Raw genomic sequence first — 12,784 nt, 5'->3', positions numbered from 1 at the left:
GGGGTATCAACATATCTGGCGTTGATTTTTGGCACGCTGTTGAGTTCTCAAGGAACGGTCGCTTCCTTTGTACTCACCCTCTCGGGCTTTCCTCCAGGCTTCCCTTCGGTGTTTCCGACTCTATCAGATCCTTTCGGCGTCTGACTCCCAGTCAGGGGGCTTGTCTTCCGGGCTGTTCGGCCCTTCCGACGAGTGAGACTTTAGCGGATTCCTTGCTCCCGAGCTAATCGGGGGCGGCGTCCTTTCGAGCGCGGATTCCTCATTTCGCAAATACACACGCCGAAGCACACGACGACGGATCGCCGATTGCTGGCTGGGACTTGCGGAATGGCTGTCCGGGGACCGACCGGAGTCGGCGCTCACGTCGGACAACTCGGAGAACACTACGTATCGAGGTGAGGTGTGTCAACTCGCCTCCCTGAGGTTCAGTCCTTGTTGCCGGAGGCGAGTTCACGGCTGCGGTCGCGGGCGGCCTCGAGGGCGGCGATGAGGGCGGCGCGGACGCCGTGCTTCTCCAGTTCGCGGATGGCGTTGATCGTCGTACCGGCCGGGGAGGTGACGTTCTCGCGGAGCTTGACGGGGTGTTCGCCGCTGTCGCGGAGCATCACGGCGGCGCCGATCGCGGACTGGACGATGAGGTCGTGGGCCTTGTCGCGGGGCAGCCCGAGCAGGATGCCGGCGTCGGTCATGGCCTCGACCAGGTAGAAGAAGTACGCCGGGCCGGAGCCGGACAGGGCGGTGCAGGCGTCCTGCTGGGACTCGGGGACGCGGAGGGTCTTGCCCACGGCGCCGAAGATCTCCTCGGCGTGCGCGACATGCGCCTCGGTGGCGTGGCTGCCGGCGGAGATGACCGACATGGCCTCGTCGACGAGGGCGGGGGTGTTGGTCATGACGCGGACCACCGGGGTGCCCGCGGGCAGGCGCGCCTCGAAGAACGAGGTGGGGATGCCGGCGGCGCCGCTGATGATCAGGCGGTCGGCGGGGACGTGGGGGGCCAGCTCGTCGAGGAGGGTGCCCATGTCCTGCGGCTTGACCGTGAGGATCAGGGTGTCGGCGGTCTTGGCGGCCTCGGTGTTGGTGACCGGGCTGACTCCGTAGCGGGTGCGGAGTTCTTCGGCGCGTTCGGGGCGGCGGGCCGTGACCAGGAGGTCGGCGGGGGCCCAGCCGGCGCGGATCATTCCGCTGAGCAGGGCTTCGCCGATCTTGCCGGTGCCGAGGACTGCGACTTTCTGGCTCATGAAGGTCAGTTTGGCACCGGGGCTGAGATGTGCGGGTTGTTTGTCCGGTGGTCGGACTCACCCTGCCCTCGGGCTCATACCGTCCGGCGTCGTAGCGTCGCCGCGCCCAGGGCCAGCACCAACACCGCGCAGCCCGCCACGATCAGGACGTCCCTCACGAAGGTTGCCGTCATGTCGGTGTGGTGGAGGACCTGGTTCATGCCGTCGACGGCGTACGACATCGGGAGGACGTCGGAGAGGGCCGTCAGGGCGGGGTACATGTCGGAGCGGGGGGTGAACAGGCCGCAGAGGAGGAGCTGGGGGAAGATCACCGCCGGCATGAACTGGACCGCCTGGAATTCCGAGGCCGCGAAGGCCGAGACGAAGAGGCCGAGGGCTGTGCCGAGCAGGGCGTCGAGGAGGGCCACCAGGAGGAGCAGCCAGGGGGAGCCGGTGACGTCCAGGCCGAGGAGCCAGAGGGCCAGGCCGGTGGCCAGGGCCGACTGGATGATCGCGAGGGCGCCGAAGGCGAGGGCGTAGCCGGCGATGAGGTCGGCCTTGCCGAGGGGCATGGCGAGGAGGCGTTCGAGGGTGCCCGAGGTGCGTTCGCGCAGGGTGGCGATGGACGTGACCAGGAACATCGTGATCAGCGGAAAGATGCCGAGCAGGGACGCGCCGATGTTGTCGAAGGTGCGCGGGCTCGCGTCGAAGACGTAGCGCAGCAGGATCAGCATCAGGCAGGGGACGAGGATCATCAGCGCGATCGTGCGCGGGTCGTGGCGGAGCTGGCGCAGGACCCGGGCCGCGGTGGCGGTGGTGCGGGAGGCGTTGAGCGCGCCGGTGGGGGCGGTGGGGGTCGTCGTAGTCATCGGGTCGGCTCCTGGGTGCGGTGTGCGGCGGCTTCGTCCACCAGGCGGAGGAAGGCGGCTTCGACGGTGTCCGTGCCGGTGCGGGTGCGCAGGGCGTCGGGGGTGTCGTCGGCAAGGATCTCGCCCTCGCGCATGAGGAGGAGGCGGTCGCAGCGCTCGGCCTCGTCCATGACGTGGGAGGAGACGAGGAGGGTGGTGCCGCGGCCGGCGGCGAGGTCGTGGAAGAGGTTCCAGAGGTCGCGGCGCAGGACGGGGTCGAGGCCGACGGTGGGTTCGTCCAGGACGAGGAGTTCGGGGGTGCCGAGCAGGGCGACGGCGAGGGAGACCCGGCCGCGCTGGCCGCCGGAGAGGGCGCCTGCCAGGGCGTCGGCGTGGCTGGTGAGGTCGACGTCGGCGATGGCCCGGGTGACGTGGTCGTGGCGGCGTTCGGCGGCGGCCCGTCCCGGTTCGAGGATCGCGGCGAAGTACTCCAGGTTCTGTCGGACGGTCAGGTCGTCGTAGACGGAGGGGGCCTGGGTGACGTAGCCGACGCGGCTGCGCAGGGTGGGGTGGCCGGCGGGGTGGCCGAGGACGTCCAGGGTGCCGGTGACCTTGGCCTGGGTGCCTACGACGGCCCGCATGAGGGTCGACTTGCCGCAGCCGGAGGGGCCGAGGAGGCCGGTGATCTGGCCGCGCGGGACGGTGAAGCCGAGGTGGTGCAGGACTGTTCGCCGGCCGCGGACGACGGTGAGGTCTTCGGCCCGGACCGCATAATTCATCATGCGATGAATAATCTGGCTCGGGAGCCGTGCCGTCAAGGGGTGGGAGTGTCCGGGCATGAAGAACGGCAGCCCGGGGTGCCGGACTGCCGTGGGGATGGGGCTGAAGATGTCAGGGTTTGCGGGCGACCAGGAGGAGCACGTCGTACGTCTCCTCGACCATCCCGTCCGGGAAGACCTTCAGCAGATGGCCGCGCTCCTCCTCCAGGAAGGCGGTCCTGCGCTCCTCCGGCATCACGAGGAAGTCCGAGTGGCTGCCGATGTTGGCGACGTGGGTGTCGATCGGGACGCGGCGGCTCCAGCGGACCTCTCCGCGGACGAAGTCGAGGCGCCCGCTGGGGTCGGCCAGGTCGGTGCTCCCCTGGGCGCGGCGTTTCTTGGCGGCGTAGTCCACGCCCAGCAGGCGGCCGGTGCGGTCGGCGGCCTCGGCGATCCAGTCGACGTCGAGTGCGTTGGTGTTCCACCACAGTGCCAGCGCGCCGCCCGGCCGCAGCACGCGCAGGGCCTCCGGCACCGAACGGCCGGTGTCGGTCCAGTGCCAGGCCTGGGCGTAGGTGACGAAGTCGGCGTGGGCGTCGGCGACGGGGAGGGCGTTGCCGTCGCCGCGGACGATGGGGAGGTGCGGCAGCCCACGGCGGAACTCGGCGGTCATGCCCTCGCCGGGCTCGACGGCGAGGACGTCGGCGCCGCGGGCGTGCAGGAGAGAGGTGGAGATACCGGTACCGGCGCCGACGTCCACGACCTTGGCGCCGGTGAGCGAACGGCCGGCCAGTTCCTCGATGGTGTCGAAGAGGGCGGGCGGGTAGGAGGGGCGGTTCGCGGCGTACTGGGTGGCGGCGGCGTTGAAGGAGTGGGCGTTGGCGGTGGGTGAAGGGGTGGACGGTGGCGGGGGCGTCGTGGTCATACGGCCATGGTGGTCGACGGGGGAGAGGCGCCACAGGGGGTTTTGGGGCGCGTAGTCGCGCCGGCCGCCGGTGGCCTTACGTGCGCCGCTTCTTCTTCGACGGATTGCCCGTACGGCGGGAGGTGCGGCGTTCGTATGCCTCGCGGGCGGCGTCGTACTCCTCGCGGTGCAGCTTCTCGCCCGGGGCCTCGGTGAGGGAGCGGAAGAAGTAGGCGAGGAGGGAGCCGACGAAGCCGATGGCGAGCAGGCCGCGCAGGGAGGTCTGGCGCTGCGGGTCCTGGCGGCGGCCGAAGCCTTCCCAGGTGTTGCGGAAGGCGAGCGCGCTGCAGATCGCGAACATGGCGATGACCAGCACGGTCACGAAGGAGCCGGTGTCGGCGATCTGGATGCCCTCGTAGGCGAAGCGGAGGATCAGGCAGGCGGCGACGGCCGCGGCGAGGGAGCCGACGGCGACGCCGGCGCGGCGGGCCGCGTAGCCGTTGTCGTGGTTCACCCAGGAGGTGCCGAAGAAGCGCAGGGGCTCGGGTCGGGGGCCGCCGCCCTGGGCCGCGCCGCCCGGGGAGCCCGCCGGGGTGTCCGGGGTGCCGTTTTCGTCGCTCACGGAAACGATTATGGCGCCGGGCGGGGGCGGGCTCCGGGTGGGGTCAGCCGCAGCGGGAGGCGATGGAGCCGTCGCTGCCGGTCTGGACGTAGGCGTCGGAGACGTACTCGCCGTTGGCGATGTTGTCCCAGGGGGAGCAGGTCAGCCGCAGCGCGGGGCGATGTAGCCGTCGCTGCCGGTCTGGACGTAGGCGTCGGAGACGTACTCGCCGTTGTTGATGTTGTCCCAGATGTTCGTCGTGCCGTACGGGCCCGAGACCGTCGTGCCCGGGGCCTGGCAGAAGATCGGGACCTGTGCGCCCTCGGGCAGGACGCGGACCAGGTTGTAGCCGGTGCCGGGGCCGCTGCGGACGTTCAGACGGACGCCCGGAGCGACCGAGTAGTAGTGCAGTGACTGCGTGGCGGCCTCTTCGGCGCGGTCAACGGACATGAAAGCCCCCCGTGTTCACCCCATGACAGTCATGGGGTGTGTCGATTCCCATGGAACGAGCCGCGGAACGTCTGTGCGCGACTCGCGCGCGCAGGCTAGCAAGCCGCCTCCGTCTCGCACGAGTCATCGACTAGGCTCCGTGCGTCGCGCGCGCGGACGAACAGCACGGGGGTGGTCCCATGGCGCCACGGAGGAACACGGGGGCGGGCGCGGAAGCGGAACTTCCCGAGTACGCCGGTCACTATCGCCTGGAGTCCTCTCTGGGGTCCGGTGGCATGGGTGTCGTCCATCTGGCGCGCAGTACTTCCGGGATGAAGCTCGCGGTGAAGGTCGTACACGCCGAGTTCGCGAGGGATCCCGAGTTCAGGGGCCGCTTCCGGCAGGAGGTGGCCGCCGCCCGGCGGGTGAGCGGTGCCTTCACCGCGCCCGTCGTGGACGCCGATCCGGAGGCCGAACGGCCCTGGATGGCCACGCTGTACATTCCCGGGCCCACTCTCTCCGAGCACGTCAAGCGGAACGGGCCGATGCCGGCGGCGCAGTTGCGGCGGCTCATGGCGGGTCTCGCCGAGGCGTTGCGCGACATCCACCGGGTCGGGGTCGTGCACCGGGATCTCAAGCCGAGCAATGTGCTGCTGGCGGAGGACGGGCCGAAGGTCATCGACTTCGGTATCTCCCGGCCGAAGGACAGTGAACTGCGCACCGAGACCGGGAAGTTGATCGGTACGCCGCCCTTCATGGCGCCCGAGCAGTTCCGGCGGCCGAGGGAGGTCGGGCCCGCCGCCGACATCTTCGCGCTCGGATCGGTGATGGTGCACGCGGCGACCGGGCGCGGGCCGTTCGACTCCGACAGTCCGTACGTCGTCGCCTATCAGGTGGTGCACGACGAGCCCGATCTGACCGGGGTGCCGGAGAACCTGGCGCCGCTGGTGCTGCGCTGTCTGGCGAAGGAGCCCGAGGACCGGCCGACGCCCGACGAGTTGATGCGGGAACTGCGGTCGGTGGCGGCGTCGTACGACACGCAGGCGTTCATACCGGCGCAGCGTTCGGGTGACGACGGGCCGACGGCTCCGCGGTCCCCCGCCGAGAAGCGGCCCGAGCCGGCGGGCAGAAGGCGCGTCGGCAGGACGGTGGCCGTGGGTGCCGGGGTGCTCGGGCTCGTCGTGGCTGCCGCGTTGGCCTCGGTCCAGCTGATCGGGGGCGGTGGCCCTACGCCGGCCGGTACGAGTCCGCACACCAAGGCGGCCGCGTTCAGCTCGTGGCGGACCAAGCTGACGCCCAGGGCCTCGGGGATGCCGCAATGTTCATACGGAGCGGGGAAGTTGCTGTGTGCACAGCCCGGGGTGGTCTTCGCCCTCTCCCCTGCCAACGGCAGGCTGCTGTGGCGCCATTCGATCGCCGCCGCGTACTCGGGTGGGCCGCCGGTCGTCTCGGGTGGACTGGTCCAGCCCTACACGGAGGGCGGCTCGCGGCTCACGGCGCTCGACCCGGGGTCGGGTAAGGAGGTGTGGCAGCGGCGGTCGGCCCAGGATGCGACAGTCCGGTACACGGCCGCCGCGGCCCTGCTCACCGACGCCGACGGAAAGGTGACCGGCGTCGACAGTGCGTCGGGCGAGATCCGGTGGAGCCGCAGGATCGCCGGGCCGAGCAGCCCGGCGTTCGTCTCGTTTCCCGGTGAGTCACTGACGTACGCGACGAGCACGTCCCGCGACGGATCGAGCACCCAGGTGTCCGCCGTGGACCCGCGCAGCGGTGACGTGCGGTGGGAGGCCCGGCTGAACGGGGCGCTGGTGCCTGTCGGGGCCGGGGACGGCTCCGCGTTCTTCCTCTCCGTCGACAGCGTCCACGGGGAGACGAAGGCCGTCGTCCGCTACACCCCCGGGACCCGGTCGGCGCGCCGCGTGGCACTGCCGCTGGCGAGCCAGGCCGCCCAGGCCACCGTGCACGGGGACGTCGTGTACCTCCTCAGTGCCAGTGGCTCCCTCGAAGCCGTGGACATGGCTGCGCGGAAGCATCTGTGGCGCGTGGAGACCTCTGTGAGCCGTGGTTCGGCGCCGGTCGCGGACGGTCGCTCCGTGTACTTCTCGGCGGGCGACGGACGACTCCTCGCCGTCGACGCCCGCCGCGGGACTCTCGTCGGACAGACGCCCGCGCGCCTCGGCGCGGACTCGGCGACGGTCTTGGGAGCGCCCGCCGCCCCCGTGCTCGAGGGCGGCCACGTCTACGCCACCGCCCCCGACGGCACCGTCTTCGGCGTGCCCGCAGGGAATCCGGCCGACTGGTGACACGCGAAGGGGCCGCCCCCACCGGGAGCGGCCCCTCACCTGCGCGCGCGGGCTCAGCCCAGCTTCGTCACATCACGCACCGCGCCCTTGTCCGCGCTGGTCGCCATCGCCGCATAGGCGCGGAGGGCGGCCGAGACCTTGCGGTCGCGGTTCTTGGGGGCGTACACGCCGCCCAGTGCCTGCTCGCGGCGGGCGAGTTCCGCGTCGTCGACGAGCAGCTCGATCGTGCGGTTCGGGATGTCGATGCGGATGCGGTCGCCGTCCTGGACCAGGGCGATCGTGCCGCCGGAGGCCGCCTCGGGGGAGGCGTGGCCGATGGACAGGCCGGAGGTGCCGCCGGAGAAGCGGCCGTCGGTGATCAGGGCGCAGGTCTTGCCGAGGCCGCGGCCCTTCAGGTACGAGGTCGGGTAGAGCATCTCCTGCATGCCGGGGCCGCCCTTGGGGCCCTCGTAGCGGATGACGACGACGTCGCCGTCCTTGACCTCGTGGGTGAGGATCCGCTGGACGGCCTCCTCCTGGGACTCGCAGACGACCGCCGGGCCCTCGAAGGTCCAGATCGACTCGTCCACGCCGGCCGTCTTCACCACGCAGCCGTCGACCGCCAGGTTGCCCCTGAGGACCGCGAGGCCGCCGTCCTTGGAGTAGGCGTGCTCGGCGGAGCGGATGCAGCCGCCCTCGGCGTCGTCGTCCAGGGACTCCCAGCGCTCGGACTGGGAGAAGGCCTCGGCGGACCGCCGGCACCCCGGGGCCGCGTGCCACAGCTCCACCGCCTCCGGGGAGGGCGAGCCGGCGCGGACGTCCCAGGTCTTCAGCCAGTCGGCGAGGGAGGGGCTGTGGACCGCGTGCACGTCCTCGTTCAGCAGGCCCGCGCGGTGCAGTTCGCCGAGGAGGGCGGGGATGCCGCCGGCACGGTGCACGTCCTCCATGTAGTACGTGCGGTTCTTCGCGACGTTCGGCGCGACCTTGGCCAGGCAGGGCACGCGGCGCGAGACGGCGTCGATCTGCTCCAGGCCGAAGGGGACGCCCGCCTCCTGGGCGGCGGCCAGCAGGTGCAGGATCGTGTTGGTGGAGCCGCCCATCGCGATGTCCAGGGCCATGGCGTTCTCGAAGGCCGCGAACGTCGCGATGTTGAGCGGGAGGACGGACTCGTCGTCCTGCTCGTAGTAGCGGCGGGTGAGGTCCATGACCGTGCGGGCCGCGTCCTCGTAGAGCCGGCGGCGGGCCGTGTGGGTGGCGAGCACCGAGCCGTTGCCGGGCAGGGACAGGCCGATCGCCTCGGTCAGGCAGTTCATCGAGTTGGCGGTGAACATGCCGGAACAGCTGCCGCAGGTCGGGCAGGCGTTCTCCTCGATCCGGAGGATGTCCGCGTCGGAGATCTTGTCGTTGACGGCGTCGGAGATCGCGTCGACCAGGTCGAGCGTGCGGACCGTGCCGTCGACCAGCGTGGCCCGGCCGGACTCCATCGGGCCGCCGGAGACGAAGACGGTCGGGATGTTGAGGCGCAGGGCCGCCATCAGCATGCCCGGGGTGATCTTGTCGCAGTTGGAGATGCAGACCAGGGCGTCGGCGCAGTGGGCCTCCACCATGTACTCGACCGAGTCCGCGATCAGGTCGCGGGAGGGGAGGGAGTACAGCATGCCGCCGTGGCCCATCGCGATGCCGTCGTCGACCGCGATGGTGTTGAACTCGCGCGGGATGCCTCCGGCCTCCTTGATCGCCTCGCTGACGATCCGGCCGACCGGCTGGAGATGGGTGTGGCCCGGCACGAACTCGGTGAAGGAGTTCGCGACCGCGATGATCGGCTTCCGGCCGATGTCCGCACCGGGTACACCGGAGGCGCGCATCAGGGCGCGGGCGCCCGCCATGTTGCGGCCGTGGGTGACTGTGCGGGACCTCAGCTCGGGCATCGTCGCTCGCTCCTTCGAAGACCTACGAAGACCTAGTCAGAGTTCTGACTGTACGGTCGAGCGTACGCCGGTGCTCCACGTGGTGGACACGGTTGTCCGGAATGCGGGACGCGTGTTTCATCCGGCCGTCGGGTCTCACCTGTCCGTGAGGTGGTGCTGTACGACCGGGGCCACGCGCGCGATGATCTGCTCCAGGTCCGCCGACGCCAGTGGCTGCAGCTTGATCACGTAGCGCATCATCGCCGTACCCACGATCTGCGCGGCCGCCAGCTCGGCGCGCAGTTCCGGGTCCGGCAGGTCCACCTGGGCGGCGACCCGGCGCAGCAGCTGGGAGACGATCAGCCGGCGGAAGACGGCGGCCGCGGTGTCGTTGTTGACCGCCGAGCGGAGGATGGCCAGCAGCGGGGTGCGGGTCGTGGGGTTCTCCCAGATGCCGAAGATGAAGCGGGTCAGCCGCTCCCCCACCCCGTCCAGGGGGCCGGCGGCCAGCGCCTCGGGGACGTCCAGCGCGGGCGCGAAGGCGACGGCGACGGCCGCCTCGAAGACCTGTTCCTTGGTGCCGAAGTAGTGGTGCACGAGCGCCGAGTCGACACCGGCCGCCTTGGCGATGCCGCGGACGGAGGCCTTCTCGTAGCCGCGCTCGGAGAACTCCTCGCGGGCCGCGGTGAGGATGCGGTCGCGGGTGTCCGCGGATTCCGTGCGCGGGGGTCTACCCCTTCTGCGGGCGGCCTTCTCGGCGGGCGGCGGGGTCTGACTCATCGGTCCTCGCTCATGGCCGTGGCACCCGTACCGCCGACTCCAGGTGTTTACGGGTGAAGGCCAGGGCCTCGGCGAGGTCGGCCTCGCGCTCGGCGCCGGACATCGCCCGCCGGGTGTTGACCTCGATCACGACATGGCCGTCGAACCCGGTGACCACGAGGTGCTCCAGCAGCTCGGCGCAGGGCTGGGTACCGCGGCCGGGCACCAGGTGCTCGTCCTTGGCGGAACCCCGGCCGTCGGCGAGGTGGACGTGGCCGAGCCGGTCGCCCATGCGCCCGATCATCTCCAGGGCCTCGGTGCGGGCCGTCGCCGTGTGGCTGAGGTCGATCGTGAAGTGCCGGTAGTCGTGCTGGGTGACGTCCCAGTCGGGGGCGTACGCCAGCATCTCGCGGTCGCGGTAGCGCCACGGGTACATGTTCTCGACGGCGAACCGTACGTCCGTCTCGTCCGCCATCCGCCAGATCCCGTCGACGAAGTCGCGCGCGTACTGCCGCTGCCAGCGGAAGGGCGGGTGTACGACGACGGTGGAGGCCCCCAGTTTCTCGGCGGCCGCCCGGGCCCGCTGGAGCTTGACCCAGGGGTCGGTCGACCAGACCCGCTGGGTGATCAGCAGACACGGGGCGTGCACGGCCAGGACCGGGATGCCGTGGTAGTCCGACAGGCGGCGCAGCGCCTCGATGTCCTGGCTGACCGGGTCGGTCCACACCATGACCTCGACACCGTCGTACCCGAGGCGCGCGGCGATCTCGAAGGCCGTCGCCGTGGACTCCGGGTAGACGGAGGCTGTCGACAGCGCGACGGGGACGTCCCTTGGTTCAGCCACGTCCGTCACCTTACGGGGTGGGGTGGCTCGGGTGTTGGGTGCCTGTTCGCCGTTGTGAGGTTTGCCATTCGGGCGGGTGCGGGTTGTGTGTGGCTGGTCGCGCCCACGCGGCGGAGCCGCACATCGATACGGCCCCGCGCCCCTTCAGGGCGTCATGCTGAACCCATGTGATCAAGGCGCCGCAGGATCACGCCTTCGCGCAATGCCCACGGGCAGACCTCCAGGCTCTCCACACCGAAAAGATCCATCGCGCCCTCGGCGACCAGGGCACCCGCCAGCAGCTGCCCCGCCCGGCCCTCCGAGACCCCCGGAAGCTCGCCGCGCTGCTCGGCCGTCATGCCGGCCAGGCGCGGGACCCAGGCCTCCAGGGACTCGCGCTTGAGTTCGCGCTGGACGTAGAGGCCCTCGGCGCTGCGGGCGGCGCCGGCGATGCGGGCGAGCTGCTTGAAGGTCTTGGAGGTGGCGACGACGTGGTCCGGGGTGCCGCGGCGGCTGAACTCGCCGACCGTGCGGGCGATCTCCGTGCGCACATGGCGGCGCAGGGCGCGGATGTCCTCGGAGGCGGGCGGGTCGCCGGGCAGCCAGCCCGCGGTGAGCCGGCCGGCGCCGAGCGGCAGGGAGACGGCGGCGTCCGGCTCCTCGTCTATGCCGTAGGCGATCTCCAGGGAGCCGCCGCCGATGTCCAGGACCAGCAGCTTTCCGGCGGACCAGCCGAACCAGCGGCGGACGGCGAGGAAGGTGAGACGGGCCTCCTCCGGGCCGGTGAGGACCTGGAGCCGTACGCCGGTCTCGTCGGCCACGCGCGCGAGGACGTCGTCGGCGTTGCTGGCTTCCCGGACAGCGGAGGTCGCGAACGGCAGCAGGTCCTCGACGCCCTTGTCCTCGGCGGCCTGGAGCGCGTCCTGCACGACGGCGATCAGCTTGTGGATGCCGTCGTCGCCGATGGCGCCGCTGTCGTCGAGCAGTTGGGCGAGCCGCAGGTCGGCCTTGTGCGAATGCGCGGGCAGCGGGCGCGCGCCGGGGTGGGCGTCCACCACCAGCAGATGCACCGTGTTCGATCCCACGTCCAGGACACCGAGTCTCATATACGGCACGCTACTGCCAGATCGCCCGTCCACGGTCCCCGAAGCGGTCCCGGGCCACTTACCCTGGTGCTGTGCCAAAGACGAAAAAGGCGAAGGACCCCAAATCCTCCAAGGGATCGAAGGATTCTGCGCAGGCGAAGGCGGCCATGTCCAAGAAGTCGTCCAAGAAGTCCGAGCAGGCCCCGAAGGTGAGCGACGAGAAGGGGCTCGACTTCGCGCGCGCCTGGGTGGAGTTTCCTGATCCCGCGGACGACGAGCAGGTCTTCCGCTGTGATCTGACATGGCTGACCTCTCGTTGGAACTGCATCTTCGGCAGCGGCTGCCAGGGCATCCAGGCGGGCCGCGCGGACGACGGGTGCTGCTCGCTGGGGGCGCACTTCTCGGACGAGGACGACGAGAAGCGGGTCGCCGAGCACGTGGCGCGGCTCACGCCGGAGATCTGGCAGCACCACGCCGAGGGCACGCGGAACGGCTGGGTGTCGGAGGACGAGGAGGGCTCCCGGCAGACCCGCCCGTTCCAGGGCTCGTGCATCTTCCAGAACCGGCCCGGTTTCGCGGGTGGCGCGGGCTGCTCGCTGCACATCCTCGCCCTGCGGGAGGGCCGGGAGCCGCTGGAGACCAAGCCGGACGTGTGCTGGCAGCTGCCGATCCGGCGGACGTACGACTGGATCGACCGCCCCGACGACACACGCGTCCTGCAGGTCTCGATCGGCGAGTACGACCGCCGGGGCTGGGGCCCGGGCGGCCACGACCTGCACTGGTGGTGTACGTCGGCGACGTCGGCGCACGGCGCGGGCGAGCCGGTGTACGTGTCGTACCGGCCCGAGCTGACCGAGCTGATGGGCAAGGCGGGGTACGACCGCCTGGTCGAGCTCTGCGAAGCCCGCCTGGCATCGCAGCTCCCCCTGCTCGCCCCGCACCCGGCCGACCCGACCCCGTAACCACCGCCTTTCCCACCCACCCGTCTCGGCCGGCTGCAAGAGGCACCCACGGCTCCGCCCGTGACCCCGACCTCCATGCCTCCAGCCACCGGGACTCCGGGCCGCAGTGTCCTGGGCCGCCGTACCGGGCCAGTGCCTGGGCCGCGATGCCTCCGGCGGTCGCGGCCCCAGCCGCCGTGGCCCCGACCGCCGGGGCCACAGGCCGTCCG

General features: G+C 71.1%; 12 protein-coding genes. 2 read left to right on the top strand and 10 right to left on the bottom strand.

Features of this window, described 5'->3' with window-relative positions:
- Window positions 1–425 precede the first annotated feature (425 nt).
- The 6 genes from proC to ACH47Z_RS20115 form a co-directional block, all read right to left on the bottom strand.
- Window positions 426–1,238, bottom strand: coding sequence for a pyrroline-5-carboxylate reductase (gene proC, locus ACH47Z_RS20140; RefSeq protein WP_399075361.1), 813 nt, complete (start codon window positions 1,236–1,238; stop codon window positions 426–428).
- A gap of 74 nt (window positions 1,239–1,312) precedes the next feature.
- The gene (locus ACH47Z_RS20135) at window positions 1,313–2,086 is read right to left on the bottom strand and encodes an ABC transporter permease (protein ID WP_399075359.1); all 774 of its coding nucleotides are present in this window, start codon (window positions 2,084–2,086) and stop codon (window positions 1,313–1,315) included.
- Window positions 2,083–2,847 carry an ABC transporter ATP-binding protein gene (locus ACH47Z_RS20130; protein WP_399075357.1) on the bottom strand — a complete coding sequence of 255 codons (765 nt, stop codon included), beginning with the start codon at window positions 2,845–2,847 and terminating at the stop codon, window positions 2,083–2,085. The genes ACH47Z_RS20135 and ACH47Z_RS20130 overlap by 4 nt, the downstream gene beginning before the upstream one ends.
- A 109-nt stretch (window positions 2,848–2,956) precedes the next feature.
- Entirely contained in the window at window positions 2,957–3,748 is a 792-nt protein-coding gene (locus tag ACH47Z_RS20125; protein WP_399075355.1) for a class I SAM-dependent methyltransferase, read from the bottom strand.
- A 76-nt stretch (window positions 3,749–3,824) separates the two neighbouring features.
- Window positions 3,825–4,349 (bottom strand): EamA/RhaT family transporter, encoded by a 525-nt coding sequence (locus tag ACH47Z_RS20120; protein ID WP_399075354.1) that lies wholly within the window; start codon window positions 4,347–4,349, stop codon window positions 3,825–3,827.
- 141 nt (window positions 4,350–4,490) lie between these two features.
- Window positions 4,491–4,778, bottom strand: a complete 288-nt coding sequence (locus ACH47Z_RS20115; RefSeq protein WP_399075352.1) for a peptidase — start codon at window positions 4,776–4,778, stop codon at window positions 4,491–4,493.
- A gap of 179 nt (window positions 4,779–4,957) precedes the next feature.
- Between ACH47Z_RS20115 and ACH47Z_RS20110 the strand changes: the two genes are divergently transcribed.
- A complete protein-coding gene (locus tag ACH47Z_RS20110) occupies window positions 4,958–7,060 on the top strand; it encodes a serine/threonine-protein kinase (protein ID WP_399075350.1) in 2,103 nt (700 codons plus the stop codon).
- Between the two features lie 53 nt (window positions 7,061–7,113).
- On the opposite strand, the gene ilvD is transcribed toward ACH47Z_RS20110, so the two are convergent.
- The 4 genes from ilvD to ACH47Z_RS20090 form a co-directional block, all read right to left on the bottom strand.
- Complete coding sequence (gene ilvD, locus ACH47Z_RS20105) at window positions 7,114–8,967, bottom strand: dihydroxy-acid dehydratase (protein ID WP_399075349.1); 1,854 nt, start codon at window positions 8,965–8,967, stop codon at window positions 7,114–7,116.
- A gap of 135 nt (window positions 8,968–9,102) precedes the next feature.
- Window positions 9,103–9,726: a TetR family transcriptional regulator gene (locus tag ACH47Z_RS20100; protein WP_399075347.1), complete on the bottom strand. Its 624-nt coding sequence runs from the start codon at window positions 9,724–9,726 to the stop codon at window positions 9,103–9,105.
- A gap of 10 nt (window positions 9,727–9,736) precedes the next feature.
- Window positions 9,737–10,549: a sugar phosphate isomerase/epimerase family protein gene (locus tag ACH47Z_RS20095; protein WP_399075345.1), complete on the bottom strand. Its 813-nt coding sequence runs from the start codon at window positions 10,547–10,549 to the stop codon at window positions 9,737–9,739.
- 152 nt (window positions 10,550–10,701) lie between these two features.
- A complete protein-coding gene (locus ACH47Z_RS20090) occupies window positions 10,702–11,634 on the bottom strand; it encodes a Ppx/GppA family phosphatase (protein ID WP_399075343.1) in 933 nt (310 codons plus the stop codon).
- 146 nt (window positions 11,635–11,780) lie between these two features.
- Between ACH47Z_RS20090 and ACH47Z_RS20085 the strand changes: the two genes are divergently transcribed.
- Window positions 11,781–12,575, top strand: coding sequence for a hypothetical protein (locus ACH47Z_RS20085; protein WP_399075391.1), 795 nt, complete (start codon window positions 11,781–11,783; stop codon window positions 12,573–12,575).
- Window positions 12,576–12,784 lie beyond the last annotated feature (209 nt).

Source organism: Streptomyces sp. NPDC020192, assembly GCF_044388685.1.
Lineage (GTDB): Bacteria > Actinomycetota > Actinomycetes > Streptomycetales > Streptomycetaceae > Streptomyces.
This window is presented reverse-complemented; position numbering and strand designations above follow the sequence as displayed.

Bases quoted from the DNA above. Each gene is read 5' to 3' on its own strand.
- proC (WP_399075361.1), bottom strand. From the start codon at position 1,238: ATGAGCCAGAAAGTCGCAGTCCTCGGCACCGGCAAGATCGGCGAAGCC.
- ACH47Z_RS20135 (WP_399075359.1), bottom strand. From the start codon at position 2,086: ATGACTACGACGACCCCCACCGCCCCCACCGGCGCGCTCAACGCCTCC.
- ACH47Z_RS20130 (WP_399075357.1), bottom strand. From the start codon at position 2,847: ATGATGAATTATGCGGTCCGGGCCGAAGACCTCACCGTCGTCCGCGGC.
- ACH47Z_RS20125 (WP_399075355.1), bottom strand. From the start codon at position 3,748: ATGACCACGACGCCCCCGCCACCGTCCACCCCTTCACCCACCGCCAAC.
- ACH47Z_RS20115 (WP_399075352.1), bottom strand. From the start codon at position 4,778: ATGTCCGTTGACCGCGCCGAAGAGGCCGCCACGCAGTCACTGCACTAC.
- ACH47Z_RS20110 (WP_399075350.1), top strand. From the start codon at position 4,958: ATGGCGCCACGGAGGAACACGGGGGCGGGCGCGGAAGCGGAACTTCCC.
- ilvD (WP_399075349.1), bottom strand. From the start codon at position 8,967: ATGCCCGAGCTGAGGTCCCGCACAGTCACCCACGGCCGCAACATGGCG.
- ACH47Z_RS20100 (WP_399075347.1), bottom strand. From the start codon at position 9,726: ATGAGTCAGACCCCGCCGCCCGCCGAGAAGGCCGCCCGCAGAAGGGGT.
- ACH47Z_RS20090 (WP_399075343.1), bottom strand. From the start codon at position 11,634: ATGAGACTCGGTGTCCTGGACGTGGGATCGAACACGGTGCATCTGCTG.
- ACH47Z_RS20085 (WP_399075391.1), top strand. From the start codon at position 11,781: ATGTCCAAGAAGTCGTCCAAGAAGTCCGAGCAGGCCCCGAAGGTGAGC.